Annotated in this window: 14 protein-coding genes; 7 read left to right on the top strand and 7 right to left on the bottom strand. The window is 61.3% G+C overall.

Annotated features, from left to right (window positions below):
• Positions 1-2 precede the first annotated feature (2 nt).
• The 3 genes from R8871_RS22950 to R8871_RS22960 are packed head-to-tail and all read left to right on the top strand — an operon-like array spanning position 3 to position 2,408.
• Positions 3-518 (top strand): nuclear transport factor 2 family protein, encoded by a 516-nt coding sequence (locus R8871_RS22950; RefSeq protein ID WP_175052505.1) that lies wholly within the window; start codon positions 3-5, stop codon positions 516-518.
• Entirely contained in the window at positions 515-1,636 is a 1,122-nt protein-coding gene (locus R8871_RS22955; protein WP_175052506.1) for an amidase, read from the top strand. Before R8871_RS22950 ends, R8871_RS22955 begins: the two co-directional genes overlap by 4 nt.
• A gap of 28 nt (positions 1,637-1,664) precedes the next feature.
• Positions 1,665-2,408: an SDR family NAD(P)-dependent oxidoreductase gene (locus R8871_RS22960; RefSeq protein WP_175052507.1), complete on the top strand. Its 744-nt coding sequence runs from the start codon at positions 1,665-1,667 to the stop codon at positions 2,406-2,408.
• On the opposite strand, the gene R8871_RS22965 is transcribed toward R8871_RS22960, so the two are convergent.
• Positions 2,398-3,060 (bottom strand): response regulator transcription factor, encoded by a 663-nt coding sequence (locus R8871_RS22965; protein ID WP_175052508.1) that lies wholly within the window; start codon positions 3,058-3,060, stop codon positions 2,398-2,400. The two genes, R8871_RS22960 and R8871_RS22965, sit on opposite strands and share 11 nt — an antisense overlap.
• A gap of 269 nt (positions 3,061-3,329) precedes the next feature.
• On the opposite strand from R8871_RS22965, the gene hpaC reads away from it, so the two are divergent.
• Positions 3,330-3,878 carry a 4-hydroxyphenylacetate 3-monooxygenase, reductase component gene (gene hpaC, locus R8871_RS22970; RefSeq protein ID WP_175052509.1) on the top strand — a complete coding sequence of 183 codons (549 nt, stop codon included), beginning with the start codon at positions 3,330-3,332 and terminating at the stop codon, positions 3,876-3,878.
• A 43-nt stretch (positions 3,879-3,921) separates the two neighbouring features.
• Here hpaC and R8871_RS22975 read toward each other — a convergent pair whose 3' ends face one another.
• On the bottom strand, positions 3,922-4,854 hold the full coding sequence (locus R8871_RS22975; RefSeq protein ID WP_175052510.1) for a LysR substrate-binding domain-containing protein: 933 nt from the start codon (positions 4,852-4,854) through the stop codon (positions 3,922-3,924).
• A 363-nt stretch (positions 4,855-5,217) separates the two neighbouring features.
• On the opposite strand from R8871_RS22975, the gene R8871_RS22980 reads away from it, so the two are divergent.
• The 3 genes from R8871_RS22980 to R8871_RS22990 all read left to right on the top strand — a co-directional run bounded on the left by R8871_RS22980 (position 5,218) and on the right by R8871_RS22990 (position 9,374).
• On the top strand, positions 5,218-6,531 hold the full coding sequence (locus R8871_RS22980; protein WP_175052511.1) for an MFS transporter: 1,314 nt from the start codon (positions 5,218-5,220) through the stop codon (positions 6,529-6,531).
• Between the two features lie 45 nt (positions 6,532-6,576).
• Positions 6,577-8,040 (top strand): amidase, encoded by a 1,464-nt coding sequence (locus R8871_RS22985; protein WP_175052512.1) that lies wholly within the window; start codon positions 6,577-6,579, stop codon positions 8,038-8,040.
• Between the two features lie 131 nt (positions 8,041-8,171).
• Complete coding sequence (locus R8871_RS22990) at positions 8,172-9,374, top strand: porin (RefSeq protein ID WP_175052513.1); 1,203 nt, start codon at positions 8,172-8,174, stop codon at positions 9,372-9,374.
• 861 nt (positions 9,375-10,235) lie between these two features.
• On the opposite strand, the gene hypB is transcribed toward R8871_RS22990, so the two are convergent.
• Genes hypB through R8871_RS23015 form a run of 5 tightly spaced genes read right to left on the bottom strand, consistent with a single transcriptional unit; the run spans position 10,236 to position 14,697 of the window.
• Entirely contained in the window at positions 10,236-11,270 is a 1,035-nt protein-coding gene (gene hypB, locus R8871_RS22995; protein WP_175052514.1) for a hydrogenase nickel incorporation protein HypB, read from the bottom strand.
• Entirely contained in the window at positions 11,270-11,599 is a 330-nt protein-coding gene (hypA, locus tag R8871_RS23000; RefSeq protein WP_175052515.1) for a hydrogenase maturation nickel metallochaperone HypA, read from the bottom strand. The genes hypB and hypA overlap by 1 nt, the downstream gene beginning before the upstream one ends.
• 16 nt (positions 11,600-11,615) lie before the next feature.
• On the bottom strand, positions 11,616-12,707 hold the full coding sequence (hypE, locus tag R8871_RS23005; protein WP_175052516.1) for a hydrogenase expression/formation protein HypE: 1,092 nt from the start codon (positions 12,705-12,707) through the stop codon (positions 11,616-11,618).
• Entirely contained in the window at positions 12,704-13,984 is a 1,281-nt protein-coding gene (hypD, locus tag R8871_RS23010; RefSeq protein ID WP_175052517.1) for a hydrogenase formation protein HypD, read from the bottom strand. Before hypD ends, hypE begins: the two co-directional genes overlap by 4 nt.
• Positions 13,981-14,697: a D-sedoheptulose-7-phosphate isomerase gene (locus R8871_RS23015; RefSeq protein WP_175052518.1), complete on the bottom strand. Its 717-nt coding sequence runs from the start codon at positions 14,695-14,697 to the stop codon at positions 13,981-13,983. Before R8871_RS23015 ends, hypD begins: the two co-directional genes overlap by 4 nt.
• Positions 14,698-14,702 lie beyond the last annotated feature (5 nt).

Raw genomic sequence — 14,702 nt, forward strand, 5'->3', positions numbered from 1 at the left:
CGATGACCGAGAACCCGGATACGCTTGTCAGGTTGACCGAACGGCTTGCCGCGCTCGAGGCCGAATCAGCGGTGCGCCGCACGATGGCGCGCTATATGGCGCTCTGCGATGTACCCTCGGGTACGCTCGAAGGCGAAACGCTCGCGGCCCTCTTCGCTGCCGACGCGATCTGGGAGGGCATCGGCCCGCAGTACGCGAGCAAGTTCGGCCGCCTCACCGGCCATGCGGAAATCCTCGCGATGCTCACGCGCTACTTGCCGCCGTCGCCGCATTTCTCCGTCAATGTGCATTTCCTCACGTCGGAAACCATCGAAGTGCATGGCGCAACCGCGAAAGGCCGTTGGATCATGCTGCAAGCGTCTGGCTACGTCGACGCGCAGGCCGAGTTGATCTCGGCGCGCCTCGAAGTGGATTTCGCGCCCGCTGACAATGGCCGAGACTGGCTCATCACGCACTTTCGCACCGAACGTCTTTTCGATGCGCCCTGGCAGGTCAACGCAAGGAAACCGAACCCATGAATGAGTTTATAGAGACTTTGTCGATAGGCGGCACGGGCCCCAGCATCGCGATCAAGGACTCGATCGATATCGCCGGCTATGCGACCACGGCGGCGAGCCGCGCATTGGCCGACGCAGCACCCGCGCAGCAGCATGCGGAAGTCGTGGAGCGCTTGCTCGATGCCGGCTGGCACATCGTCGGCAAGGCGAATATGCACGAGCTCGCGTTCGGCATGACGGGTATCAACGATTACACCGGCACACCGCAAAATCCTCAGGACGCCTCGCGTATTCCCGGCGGCTCGTCGAGTGGATCGGCTGCGGCCGTTGGTTTGAAGCTTGCCGATGTCGCGCTTGGCACGGACACCGGTGGTTCGATTCGCGGCCCCGCAGCGTGTTGCGGCGTAATCGGTTTGAAGCCGACTTTTGGACGCGTCTCACGGCGCGGCGTCGCACCGCGTGAATCGACGCTCGATTGCGTCGGGCCGTTCGCGCGCGAGATGCGGATGATCGTCGCCGCGATGCAGGCGATCACCGCCGACTTTGACACGCAGGCAGCCCAGCCGGCACGAAGCGGCGCATGGAACGTCGGGATCGTGCAGGTCGACGCCACGCCGGAAATCCTTAAAGCCGTCACGCGCGCCGCGGACCAGGCCGATTGCACCGCTCGCACGCTGGAACTTGCAGGGCTTGCCGCCGCCTTCGAAGCGGGCCTCGCGATCATCAACGTAGAAACTTTTCATGCGTTCGGCCATCTCGTGGCAAGCGGCAAGCTCGGTGCCGATCTCGACGCACGGCTGCACGCCGCTGCGAATACAACCGCAGCGCAATGCGAGGCAGCGGAGTTGATACGTCGGCAGTTCACAGCCGCGGTCGATCACGCGCTTGAAAGCGTGGACGTATTGATTCTGCCCACACTTCCCGCGCTGCCGATCACGCTCGACGAGGCACGCGGCGGCACTCCGGTCATCGCCATGTCGTCGTTGATCCGGCCGTTCAATCTGAGCGGCCATCCGGCGCTGAGCTTGCCCTTGCCTATCGATGGTTCGCCGCTCAAGGCGGGCTTGCAGATCATCGGACGCAAAGGGGCGGATGAACAGGTGTGCGCGATTGCGGCGCGATTTGAAGCCGCGATTTGAAGCCGCACCTCTCACGGAGTAAAAAGCAATGCAGAAAAGAGTCGTACTTGTCACCGGCGCCGCGCGTGGTCTTGGCGCCGCGATTGCCGCGCGCTTTCATGCAGCGGGTTACGCGGTCGCCATCGGCGACATCGCGTTCGATGCCGCCCACGCCCTCGCCCGCGATCTGAGCGCGGACGGCTCGAGCGCCTTCGCGCTGAATCTCGACGTCACCTCGAAGCGCGCATTCGAATCCGCACGCGATGCGATCCTGCAACGCTGGGGCCGCATCGACGCGTTGATCAACAACGCGGGCGCATCCAAAGTCGTATCCGTGATGGAGATCACCGCCGAGCAGTTCGATCAGGTGATCAACGTGAATCTGCGCAGCGTGCTGTTCGGCTGCCAGGTGTTCGGCCAGCATTTCGCCGACGCCGGCGCGGGCCGCATCGTCAATATCGCCTCGCTGGCGGGACAGAACGGCGGATCGGCCACCGGCGCGCACTATGCGGCGGCTAAAGGTGGTGTCATCACATTGACCAAGGTGTTCGCGCGTGACCTCGGCGCAGCGGGTGTAACCGTCAATGCAATTTCGCCAGGGCCGATGGATTTGCCGATCGTGCACGAGAGCGTTGCGGCCGACAAGCTGAAGGCGGTGATCGCCAACATTCCGGCGGGACGTCTGGGCTCAGCGGACTATGTCGCCGATGTCGCAGTCATGCTCGCTGCCGAGAATGCTTACTTTGCAAACGGCGCATGCTGGGATGTGAACGGCGGCTTGTTCATGCGTTAGTGCCCGACGCGGCCGCCTCCTGGTCCCACACCGCCATCACGTCGCGCACCAGCATCGCGATAGACGCCGCGCCAAGTTTGTCTTTGATGCTTGCGCGATGCACGTCGACGGTCTTCACGCTGATGGATAGATCGGAGGCGATACGCTTGCTGCCCTTACCGTCGATCACACCGCGCAGCACTTCTTTTTCGCGCGCCGTTAGCGACGCCAGGCGTTTGCGTAACTCGCGCTGCTTCTGATCAGCGGCGTGACGTTGCGACGCAAGTTTCAACGCACGCTGCACGCGATCGAGCATCTGCTGCGAGTTATACGGCTTCTCGACGAAATCGATCGCGCCGTTCTGCAAAGCGCGCACCGACATCGGAATGTCGCCGTGACCGCTGACGAAAATGATCGGCAGCGTCGCACCTCGACGGTTCAACTCGGCCTGCACGTCAAAGCCGCTTTGCTCAGGCATGCGCACATCCAGCACGAGACACGCGGGCATACCCGGATCAAACGCGCTCAGAAATTCACTCGCGTTGGCGAAGCCCGCCGACTTCACGCCAACCGACTCGAGCAGCCACGCGAGTGAGGTGCGCATGCCGTTGTCGTCGTCGACGATATAGACGATCGGTGCGAGGGACGGAGCGGACTGAGGCTGCTGGGACATGGAGTCTGTGGAACGGTTCGGGATGGGTGCGATTCGAAGCGTCTTGCGGGCTCATGATAACCAGTGGAAAAAGCGCTGCAAAGCGATAGTTACCCTGTAACGGAGATAAAAGCCGCTCATACGCTGCACTGTGCAGACAGACATTGGGGAAACCTTTAGACGGACTGGGAAAGAGGCCTCTACGCGCACCGCTCGCGCTGATTTTTTTCCGCGCGAGGATTGATTACGCTTGAATCCAGATCCCTACCGCGCCCCCAGGAACCCAGAACATGACGCCGACCTCACAAGTAACGCAAGCGACTCCCGCCGCCGACCCCGAGCTCGCAGCCAGGCAGCAATTCCGTCAGGCCATGGCGCATCTCTCCGCGGCCGTGAACGTCATCACGACTGCCGGTCCGCATGGACGCTGCGGCGTCACCGCGAGCGCCGTGTGTTCCGTGACCGATACGCCGCCCACGCTGCTCGTTTGCCTGAACCGCTCGAGCGCGATGCACGCTACGTTCGAACGCAACCGGCATGTTTGCATCAACGTACTGCCCGGTGAGCATGAACTGCTCGCGCGTCACTTCGCCGGCATGACGCAAGTGCCGATGGAAGAACGCTTTGGCTGGCCGATCTGGGACGACGGCACGCACGGCGTGCCGGTCTTGCGCGACGCACTTGCGAGTCTGCAGGGCGAGATCGTCGATCTGAAGGAAGTGGGTTCGCACTCGGTCATGTTCGTCAAAACCACCTGCATCAGCGTGCGCACGGACGGTGATGGCTTGATCTACTTCGATCGCAATTTCCACCGGATCAAGCGCTCGGCATCGCATTGACGCGCGACGGGAGCAATTGAAACCAGCCGCGGCGCGTGGCCCCTTAAACCACGCCCGCGCTATCGGTGTCGAACTGAAACTGCGGCACCGCCGCGACAGCTTCAACGAAACAGTCGATCAGATAATCGCAGGCCGACGTATTCAATGCGTCACGCCGCGAGATGATGCCTACCGACACGCGCGGCAATGGTTCACGCACCGGCACCGAAACGAGCCGCTCGCGAATCCAGTCTGCTTCCAGAAAACTCTTCGGACAGCACGACAGCAGGTTGCTATTCACCGACAGCGAAAAGCTCGCACTAAACGAGCTGCACTCCACCACCACCTTCGGCGCGCTCGCCCCATGCTGCACGAAAAAATCCTGCAGCGACTGGCCGATGCTTTCGGGCGTAGTGTTCAGCATCCATTCCGCGCCCTCCAGTTCCACGATCGATTCGGCATTCGCCAACGGATGCCCTTTGCGCGCGGAAATGATCAATTCGCCTTCGAGCAGTGAGCGGAACATGAATTCCGGCGCGAGCTTTTTTTCATCGACGATCGCGATCACGAAATCGAGCGAACCATCGCGCAGACGTGCCAATGCTGCAGTCAGGAAGCCTTCCTGAACCGAGAGCCGAGTTTTCGGCATGCGCTGCCGGAACGAGTGAATGGCGCGCGACAGAAACTTCAGCGACACCAGCGGCGTGACCGCACATGACACCGTCCCGCCCGCCTGACCGGATAGATGGACCACGTCGTCTTTCGCGTGCTGCATCTCCGCGAGGATGAGCCTCGCACGCGCGCACACGGCCTGGCCGAACTGCGTGAGTTGCGCGCCACGCGCGCTGCGCGACACCAGAGGCACGCCCAATTCCTGTTCGAGCTCACGAATCGCCTTGGTCAACGCGGGCTGGGACAGACACACTGTTTTGGCCGCGGCGCGAATGCTGCCGTGCTGGGCAATCGCCACTAAAGCGCGCAACTGGTTGTATTTCACGGGTTAGAGCGGTCGGATGAACCGTTGGAAAAAGAGGAATCACGCCCGGCATCAACCGGCGGCTGATGGCTTGAATCGATGGTACACCGCAGGAAAACCCCCGGCCATGCTCCCAAATACCCATTGCCGTGCGACCCGCGCGAGCCCTGCTCCCGTGCGAACGCAGCCCGGCCGGGAGCGATAACCCAGCGTTATCACAATAAGAAAAAGCAAATCCAGAATGCTTTTTTGACTCCCTAGACTTTTCCTGTCGCCGTTATTGAAGGCGCTCTGCCCGACCAAAGCGCTCGAATTGATAGTGACGCGCGCTCGAAACGATATCGAAGCATCACGGTTTGATTCACCTCCAGAGGGATCCCGTTCATGAAGTCACCGTCACTCAGTTCGTCGCTCAACAATATCAGTCAAAGCGCGACGTATGGCCCATCGACGCGTGGGTTAATCGTCGCGACGACGATCGGCAACGCGTTCGAATTCTTCGATCTCACCGTCTACAGCTTCTTTGCGGTGCTGCTCGGCAAGCTGTTCTTCCCACTCGCTTCGTCGCAACAGCAACTCCTGCTCTCGGTTGGCACGTTCGGTATCGGCTTTATCGCGCGTCCGCTCGGCGGCGTACTGTTCGGGGTGCTGGCGGACCGCTTCGGCCGCATCGCCGCGATGAACCTCACGCTCGTGACGATGGCGGTCGGCACCGGTCTGATCGGCGTGATGCCCACCTACGCGCAAATCGGCATCGCCGCGCCGCTCGCGATCGTCGCCGCGCGCTTGCTGCAGGGCTTTTCCGCGGGCGGCGAAGTCGGTGTCGCGACCACGCTGCTCGCGGAACGCGCCTCTTCCTCGCGACGTGGCTACATCACGAGCTGGCAGTTTGCGAGCCAGGGTGCGGCGGCGCTGGCCGGCTCGCTGGTGGGTTTTCTACTCTCCCACTACCTCGACAAGGCTTCGCTCGAAGCATGGGGATGGCGTATTCCATTTCTCGCGGGCGTGCTGATCGCGCCGCTCGGCCTCTATTTGCGTTCGCGGCTGGGCGGCGAAGCGGATGCACCTGCCGACGCCGGGCCCGATTCCGTCGGCGTGCTAAAGACTGTTCTGCAACGCGACTGGCGCCTCGTCCTGGTAGCGCTTTTCCTCGTGGTCGGCGGTACGTCGGCGCATTTCATCGTGATCTATTACATGTCGACGTATGCGATCAAGGTACTACATCTGCCGATGGATACCGCACTCTGGTGCGGGATTCTCGCAGGTGCGGTCATGCTGGTGATGTCGCCGGTGGGCGGCATCTGGTCCGATACGTTCGGCCGCAAACGCGTGACCTTCATCTCGCGCGTGCTGCTGACCGTGCTCATTCTGCCGGGCTTTTATCTGATCCAGCATTCGCCTTCGGTCAGCACGTTATATCTGGTGGTCTGCGCACTCGCAGCGCTGCACTCCATCAACGCAGGCGCAACCGGTTCAATGCTTCCCGAGATGTTCCCGCGCAGCACGCGTGCAACGGGACTTTCCCTTGCCTATGCAGCGGGCGTGTCGATCTTCGGCGGCTTTGCGCAATTCATCGTCACGTGGTTGATTCAGACAACCGGCAATCCGGCCGCCCCCGCCTGGTACGTGATCGTTTGCGGAGTGCTCTCGCTGATCGCGCTCCTGTTCGTGGTCGACCGCACACGTCAGGACATCTAGGCCACCACACACACGTCATTCGTTCTCCAACACCGCGAAATTCTCATGTCAGATACTCTTCACGCCAATACACGGCTCGCTGTGAGCAGCGATCTTTGCGACCTGTCCGCCCTTACCTTGCTTGATCTACAGCGCAAGAAAGAAGTGAGCGCCGTCGACATTCTGAACTCCCACCTCTCGCGCATCGAAGCCGTCAACCCGCAAGTCAACGCACTGGTGACGATCGCCGATGAGTCCGCCTTACGCAACCGTGCCGCCGAAATCGATGCGCAATGGGCGCGCGGCGTTTGGCAAGGTCCGCTGCATGGGCTGCCCGTTTCGCAAAAGGATCTGACCGCGACGCGCGGCGTGCGCACTACGTTCGGCTCAAAGGCCTTCGCACGTCACATACCCGAGCACAGCGCACTGATCGCGCGTCGCTGCGACGCCGCGGGTGCACTGATGATCGGCAAATCGAATACCCCTGAATTCGGCGCCGGCTCGCACACGTTCAACGAAGTTTTTGGTGTAACACGTAATCCGTGGGACCTGAGCAAGTCCGCCGGCGGAAGCAGCGGCGGCGCGGCGGCGTCCGTTGCGTGCGGGATGAATCCACTTGCGTGCGGCAGCGATATGGGCGGTTCGCTGCGCAATCCCGCCGCGTGGAATGCGGTAGTGGGTTTGCGTCCGTCGCCGGGACGCGTGCCGCGCGCGCCGGATCCGAACGGTTGGGCAACGCTCGGCGTAGATGGGCCGATGGCGCGCAATGTCGCCGATACCGCCTTGCTGCTCAGCGCGATCGCCGGACCCTCAGGCGAAACCGCGACCGAAATCACCGAACCAGGATCGCGCTTCGCACAACCGTTGCAACGCGACTTTCGTGGCACACGCGTCGCCATGTCGGTCCAGCTTGCCGGTCTTGCTGTCGACCCCGAGATTCAGCGGACCGTACAGGCCCAGGCGGCCGTGTTCGAGTCGATGGGTTGCGAGGTCGAATTCGCCGATCCCGATCTCGGCGATGCCGAGGACGTGTTCCGGATCGAGCGCGCCTGGATGATCGGCAGCCTCGTTGATCGGCTCGATGCCGAGGCTCGCGCACAACTGAAGCCGGAAATCGAAGCGGAGTGCCGTCTGCACCGCTCGCTATCGGCCGCGGATCTGGGCGATATGTTCGCGCGCAAGACCGCCTTGTTCGAGCGCATGCGCCGCTTCATGGACAACCACGCGTACTACGTGCTGCCCGCCACGCAGATGCTGCCCTTCGACGCCGATCTACGCTGGCCCACCGAATTCATGGGCACGCACTACGACTCGTACATCGACTGGATGCGCATCTGCTGGCACCTGTCTTCCACTGAATCGCCGGTGCTCGCTATGCCATGCGGTTTTAGCGTATCCGGCTTGCCGATCGGCTTGCAGATCGCCGGACGCTTTCGCGACGACTGGGGCCTGCTGCAGTTCGGCCACGCCTACGAGGCCGCTGCGGCCCACCGCACGATACGGCCGCCGTTGATTGGCGAGCACCGTTAAACACCGCTAATTCCGAGGTTCTTCCAGTAGCCGGCTTCGCCGCCGGCTGCTTGCAGACAAGCAACGCGTGGCTCGCGGGAGCGAGCACGTCCGTCACTTTTCGCACATTCTCTAAACGAGCGTCAAACCACATGAAAAAAACGCTACTGACAGTAAGCCTTACCGCACTCTTTCCGGCTGTGGTGCATGCACAGAGTGCCGTCACGCTATACGGCATTATCGATGAAGGGGTGAGTTACACGAGCAATGCGGCGACGGCGAACGCCAACGGCGGCGTCTCGGGCCATAGCGCAGTTCGCCTGCTGAGCGGCGTGATGCAGCAAAACCGCTGGGGCATGCGCGGCGCTGAGGATCTTGGCGGCGGCATGAAAGCGATCTTCATGCTGGAGAACGGCTTCGACGCCAGCACCGGCAAGCTCGGGCAAGGTGGGCTGCTGTTTGGCAAGAAGGCCTGGGTGGGCTTGTCGGGCCCGTTCGGCACGGTGACGCTTGGCCGCCAGTACGACACGAACGTCGACATTCTCGGCCCCTTTGAAGTCGGCGATCAATGGGGTGGGTATATGGCGGCGCATCCTGGCGACCTCGACAACATCAACAACACCAACTCCACCAACAACGCGATCAAGTTCACCAGCAATACGTATGGTGGTTTGACGGTAGAAGGTATGTACAGCCTTGGCGGCGTCGCGGGCAATTTCTCGCGCAACCGGATCTGGTCGGTGTCGGCTGGTTATGTGAATGGGCCGTTGGCGCTTGGTGTGGGTTATCTCGATGTCGCCAATCCGAATACATCGTTCTTTGGTAGTACCGGTAGTGCGGCTGCTACTGTGAATGGCGTGCCTGGCAGCAATATGGTGTCGCCTGTTTATTCCGGGTACGCGTCGGCGAAATCGTTGCACGTGATTGGGGCTGGGGCGTCGTATCTGTTTGGCGCTGCGACGTTTGGCGCGACGTATTCGAATACGAGTTTTCGTGATCTGGGGGATCTGTCGTCGGGGCCGAATCCTGCTGGGCTGAGTGGCAACGCTACGCTGAATAATGCGGAAGTGAACTTCAAGTATCAGATCACCGCTGATTTGCTGTGTGGGGTGGCGTATGACTATACGAAGGGCAGTTCGGTTAAAGGTATGACTGGGGCGACCTATCAGCAGGTCGCGTCAGGGATTGATTACTTCGTGTCGAAACGTACTGATGTTTATTTGATTGGGGTTTATCAGAAGGCGTCTGGGACGGACTCGACTGGCCGGCAGGCTGTGGCTGCTGTTAATGGGCCTTCGGCTTCGGCTGATGGTAAGCAGGCTGTTGTGCGGGTTGGGATGCGGCATAAGTTTTGATTTTTTTTTGCCTGTGGGGTGGTTTTTGTCTGTGTTCTTGGGGTGTTGGCCTTTCCTTGTATTGTTAGTGGTCTATTAGTGTTGCCCCTGTGCGGGGCGGCACTTACTTTCTTTGCCGCCGCAAAGAAAGATAAGCAAAGAAAGCGGCTCAAACCGCTAATGCTAAGTGGGCTCCGGAGTTTGCTTGAGGTAGTGGTGCGACTGGAATCCGTGCTCTCGCTCATTCCGCGCTAGTGACAAAGGACTCATCAGCTCCCACTGCGCACTGCGTGCGTCGCGGACGGGTCTGCAGGGGAAACCGCCGGCTTCGGTTGAGGTCTGGGGGGCCGTCGGCTTCGCCTCGGCGACGCGTTCCTGCGTTTGCTCGGGAACCCCCCACTTCAAATGGTTTGTCGGTGCCCCACAATCATGGTCATGGCGCGGGTGCGGTTGCAGATGCCGTTCCAATGAAAATGGCGATGGCGATGGCGATGGCGACGGCGACGGCGACGGCGACGGCGACGCGATGATGAGGCCATGGTCTGATGGCGAGACGCGGGCGTCAAAGCGTAGCGATCGGTTTTATGAACAGCTCTTCGGCGCGCGCAGCGCCGCCGGAAGTATGACGCCCTTGTCACTGGCGCCGAATGCGGGAGGACACAGATTCCAGATGCACCACTACCTGCAGCAGGCTACGGTGCCCACTTAGCATTAGCGGTTTAAGCTGCTTTCTCTTGCCTACTTCTCTTTGCAGCCGGCAAAGAGAAGTAGGTGCCGCCCCGCACAGGGGCAACACTAATAGACCACTAACAATTCAAGGAAAGGCCAAAGCCCCAGGAACACGGAAAAACAAGCGCCGCGCAGGAATAAAAAAAACCTTCCTCATCCCACCCGCTTCGCACGAAGCCACCCATACCATGCATCCATCCCTTCCCCGCTCAGCGCCGACACCCGCAAAATCTCAATCCCAGGATTGACCCTCCTGGCGTAGCCAATACACTTCTCGACATCAAACCGCAAATACGGCAACAGATCGATCTTGTTCAACAACAACAACGAACAAGCCCGAAACATATGCGGATACTTGATCGGTTTATCCTCACCTTCCGTGACGGAAAGAATCAACACCTTGGCCCCCTCGCCAAGATCAAACAACGCGGGACACACCAGGTTGCCGACGTTCTCGATCATCACCACCGAATGCATCGGCGGATCGAGTTGTGTCAGCGCCCGCGACGCCATCTCCGCATCCAGATGACATCCCCTGCCGGTGTTGATCTGAACCACACGTGCCCCCGTGGCGTGAATTCGCTCGGCGTCGTTAAGCGTCGCCTGGTCGCCTTCGATCACCGTGAGCGGCAACGTCTCGCCAAGATCGTGGATCGTGCGCTCGAGCAAGGTAGTCTTGCCCGCACCAGGTGAACTCATCAGATTCAGCGCGAGAATCGATCGCCCCGCCAGCCAGCCGCGATTGCGTTCGGCCAGCAGCTGGTTCTTCGCCAGAATGTCCTGCTCCAGGGTGATCGACGTGCCGTGACCGCTCCCGTGGTTGTGCGGGTGATCATGCGTATGGGTATGATCGTGCGGGTGGTCGCCGTCATGTGAATGCTCATGCGGATGGGAATGCGTGTGGACACCGTCGTGCGAATGCTCATGCTCGTGATGGTGAGGATGCTGCAAGTCGTGTGAATGTGGCTGGCCGTGCACGTGCGAATGGCTCTGCGGATGCAGGTGTGCATGCCCCTCTTCATGTGTACTCACTCGCCGATACGACGCTTCACGCGTGCCGACTGCAACGGCTTCTCGCGTAGCTTGCGATTGCGATTGCGCGTCCACCTGCGCCTGCGCCGCCTCCTCCGCATCCAGATCGGTCACCGCCGCGCCCTGCGTATTCGAGCATCCGCATGTTGTACACATCACACCACCTCCATCTGCCGGATCTTCAACTGCTGCCCCGAAATCAGTTCGAGATTCTCGCTCCCGCATTCGCATTGCCCAAACGGCACATCGATGTCGAGCGTCTCACCGCATGCGAGACAACGTGCCTGCCCGGGAATTTCGATGATTTCCAGAGTCGCGCCCTCCACGGCGGTATCTTTCGCGCAGACGTCGAAGCAAAATCGGATCGCGTCAGGCATCACGGCCGACAATCGCCCGATCTCCAGCGTCACCCTGCGCACGCGCGCGCCGTTGGCCTGTTCCGCACAAATCTCGACGACGCTGTTGGCAATGCTCAACTCATGCATGGCGAGCCTCTCAGCGTTAGCAGATGCGCGGCAGTTGCTCGCCCACCAGCATGTCGACGATGCGCTGTCCACCAAACGCGGTCTGCATGACGACAAGACCACCCGCGCCCGCCTCGCCGACCTCCACCGTACCGATTGCCGCTGCCTCACGCCCCGCCGGATGCGCGCGCATGGCAGCGAGCACCCGCCCGGCCGCCTCGGCGGGCACGACGGCCACCAGCTTGCCTTCGTTAGCCAGATACAGCGGATCGAGGCCGAGAATCTCGCACGCGCCCTTGACCTCCTCCCGCAACGGCAGGTCCGCTTCGCGTAGCCGTATCGTCACGTTCGAACTCTGTGCGAACTCGTTCAACACAGTCGCAACGCCGCCGCGGGTCGCATCGCGCAAACAATGAATCTGCGGGCACGCATCGAGCATTGCCGCGATCAGGCCGTTGAGGGGACAACAATCGCTTTCCACATCGGCTTCCAGGGCAAGTTGCTGGCGCGCGACCAGAATCGCCGCACCATGATCGCCGAGATAACCGTTGACGATCACGACGTCGCCGGGGCGCGCGTTGCGGGCTGAAATCGACACGTCGCGGCGCACCACGCCGATGCCGGCGGTGTTGATAAAGAGCTTGTCCGCGCAACCGCGTTCCACCACCTTCGTATCGCCCGTCACGATCGCGACGCCCGCTTCGAGCGCGACCCGCTGCATACTCGTGGCAACACGCCGCAAGATATCGACGGCAAGACCCTCTTCGATGACCACCGCACACGACAGATATAACGGTCTCGCACCACATACGGCAAGATCGTTGACCGTTCCCGAGACAGCCAGCGTCCCGATGTCGCCACCTGGAAAGAACAACGGATCGACTACGTAGCTATCGGTCGTAAACGCGAGACGGTCCCCATGCATCGCAAGATCGGCTAGCGCGAACACCGCCTGATCTTCCAGCGCCGCGAGCGTGGGATTGTCGAAGGTCGAGACGAATACGTCTTCGATCAGATCCCGCATGGCGCGGCCACCGCCGCCATGTGCGAGATTGACGGAAGCGTCGTGAATGCGGGCGACGCGGCGAGGCGCCGCGGGCTGCAGAGGGTCGGGCACGCGGTCGTTCATGAATGGCCCCGCATGGCCGTCGTAGCGATCGCATCGTCAATCAGCGCGGGCGCACCAGGCACGTCAGACACAACGGCCAGGCCACTTGCGCCAAGGCACGCGGGTGCCGCCGCGTCGGCTGATTTCACGCTTTGCCGCGCCGCGCGCCGCTCATCGATCCGCGACGTATCGATACGCCCATAGTTGTAGTAAGCCGCGCAGGCGCCTTCGCTCGACACCATCAACGAGCCGAGCGGCGATTCCGGTGTGCAGGCGGTGCCGAACACTTTGCATTGATGCGGTTTGATCACGCCCTTCAATACTTCGCCGCATTGGCATGCTTTCGGATCGGCGATCTTCAGGTTCGGCACGTCGAACTTGCGCTCCGCGTCGTAAGCGGCAAACGTCTCACGAACCCTGACGCCCGAGTGATCGATTGAACCCAGTCCGCGCCATTCGAAGAACTCGCGCGTCTCGAACACGCGCATCACCGCCGACAAAGCCTGCGCATTGCCGTCCTCGGTCACGATCCGGCCATACTGGTTCTCCACCTCGCAGCGCCCTTCTTCGATCTGCCGCAACACCATCCACATCGATTGCAATATATCGAGCGGCTCGAACCCCGCCACCGTGATCGGCTTGCGATAGTGCCGCGCGATGAAATCATAGGGCCGTGTGCCGATTACCATGCTGACGTGCCCGGGGCCAAGAAAGCCGTCGAGATGCAAATCGGGCGAATCGAGAATCGCCTTGATGGTCGGGATGATCGTGATGTGATTGCAGAACAGCGAGAAATTGTGGATCTTTTGCGCGTGCGCCTGCAGGACCGTCATTGCAGTGCTGGGCATGGTCGTCTCGAAGCCCAGTCCGAAGAAAATCACCTCGCGGTCCGGGTTTTGCTGTGCGATCTTCAAGGCGTCGAGCGGCGAATAGACCATCCGCACGTCCGCGCCGTCGGCTTTCGCTTTCAGCAGGCTTTTCTTCGAACCGGGTACGCGCATCGCGTCGCCGAAGGTCGTAAAGATCACTTCCGGACGCTCGGCCAACGCAACGCAATCGTCGACGCGGCCCATCGGCAGCACGCACACAGGGCAACCCGGGCCATGCACGAACTCCACCGCATCGGGCAGCATTTGCTGAATGCCGTAGCGGAAAATCGTGTGGGTATGGCCGCCGCACACTTCCATGATTTGCAGCGGCCGTTGTTTGGCGCGCTCGATGCGGGACACCAGCGCGCGGATTTCCTTCTCCAGCGTTTTCGCTTTGTGCGGGTCGCGAAACTCATCGACGTATTTCATGGCGCACCTCCCTCCGGCGAGCTGGCCAGCCCAACTGAACCGGCGAGGCCGCCGCGGTCGTCGGCAAGCAGCGTATGCACGAGGTCCCACAGAATGTGATAAATCGCGACGTGAGTCTCCTGCACGCGGTGAATGCTGTCGCTTCCCACCACGAGGCAATGATCGACAGCCGCGCTGGCAGCCATGCGTCCGCCGTCGTGACCGGACAGTCCGATGGTCAGCAAGCCCATCTCTTTCGCTTTCGCAAAGGCAGTCAGCAGGTTTTCGGAATTTCCGCTGGTCGACACGCCGATCAGCGCGTCGCCACGCCGGCCTTGCGCCACCAGTTGCCGCACGAAAATATGGCTGAAGCCGACATCGTTGCCGACCGCGGTCATCATGGCCGTGTCAGCTACGAGGTTGATGGCGGTGAGCGCCGGACGACCGGTGGTCACCGGATGCAGAAATTCGACGGCGATATGCGAGGCGTCGCAGCTCGAACCGCCATTGCCCATCGTGAAGAGCCTGCCGTCGCGGCGGTACATCTCCGCAATCGCGTGAGCGATCCGCACCACTGCCGGGCCGTTTTCGTCGAAGAAGCGTTGTTTGGTGTCGACGCTGTCCTGGGCTTTCAGACGCACTGAATCGAGCAACGCCGCGTCGAGCTTGTCCGCGTCCTGGCGTGCGCCATGCAGGAACGGATACAACGCCTGCAGGGATTCATGTTCGGGCATGCCGG

This window comes from Paraburkholderia sediminicola (assembly GCF_902859805.1).
Lineage (GTDB): Bacteria > Pseudomonadota > Gammaproteobacteria > Burkholderiales > Burkholderiaceae > Paraburkholderia > Paraburkholderia sediminicola.

Excerpts from the sequence above, each read along its gene's own strand:
- R8871_RS22985 (WP_175052512.1), top strand. The coding sequence starts at position 6,577 with ATGTCAGATACTCTTCACGCCAATACACGGCTCGCTGTGAGCAGCGAT.
- R8871_RS22990 (WP_175052513.1), top strand. The coding sequence starts at position 8,172 with ATGAAAAAAACGCTACTGACAGTAAGCCTTACCGCACTCTTTCCGGCT.
- hypE (WP_175052516.1), bottom strand. The coding sequence starts at position 12,707 with ATGAACGACCGCGTGCCCGACCCTCTGCAGCCCGCGGCGCCTCGCCGC.
- hypB (WP_175052514.1), bottom strand. The coding sequence starts at position 11,270 with ATGTGTACAACATGCGGATGCTCGAATACGCAGGGCGCGGCGGTGACC.
- R8871_RS22950 (WP_175052505.1), top strand. The coding sequence starts at position 3 with ATGACCGAGAACCCGGATACGCTTGTCAGGTTGACCGAACGGCTTGCC.
- R8871_RS22960 (WP_175052507.1), top strand. The coding sequence starts at position 1,665 with ATGCAGAAAAGAGTCGTACTTGTCACCGGCGCCGCGCGTGGTCTTGGC.
- hpaC (WP_175052509.1), top strand. The coding sequence starts at position 3,330 with ATGACGCCGACCTCACAAGTAACGCAAGCGACTCCCGCCGCCGACCCC.
- R8871_RS22955 (WP_175052506.1), top strand. The coding sequence starts at position 515 with ATGAATGAGTTTATAGAGACTTTGTCGATAGGCGGCACGGGCCCCAGC.
- hypA (WP_175052515.1), bottom strand. The coding sequence starts at position 11,599 with ATGCATGAGTTGAGCATTGCCAACAGCGTCGTCGAGATTTGTGCGGAA.
- R8871_RS22965 (WP_175052508.1), bottom strand. The coding sequence starts at position 3,060 with ATGTCCCAGCAGCCTCAGTCCGCTCCGTCCCTCGCACCGATCGTCTAT.
- hypD (WP_175052517.1), bottom strand. The coding sequence starts at position 13,984 with ATGAAATACGTCGATGAGTTTCGCGACCCGCACAAAGCGAAAACGCTG.
- R8871_RS23015 (WP_175052518.1), bottom strand. The coding sequence starts at position 14,697 with ATGCCCGAACATGAATCCCTGCAGGCGTTGTATCCGTTCCTGCATGGC.
- R8871_RS22980 (WP_175052511.1), top strand. The coding sequence starts at position 5,218 with ATGAAGTCACCGTCACTCAGTTCGTCGCTCAACAATATCAGTCAAAGC.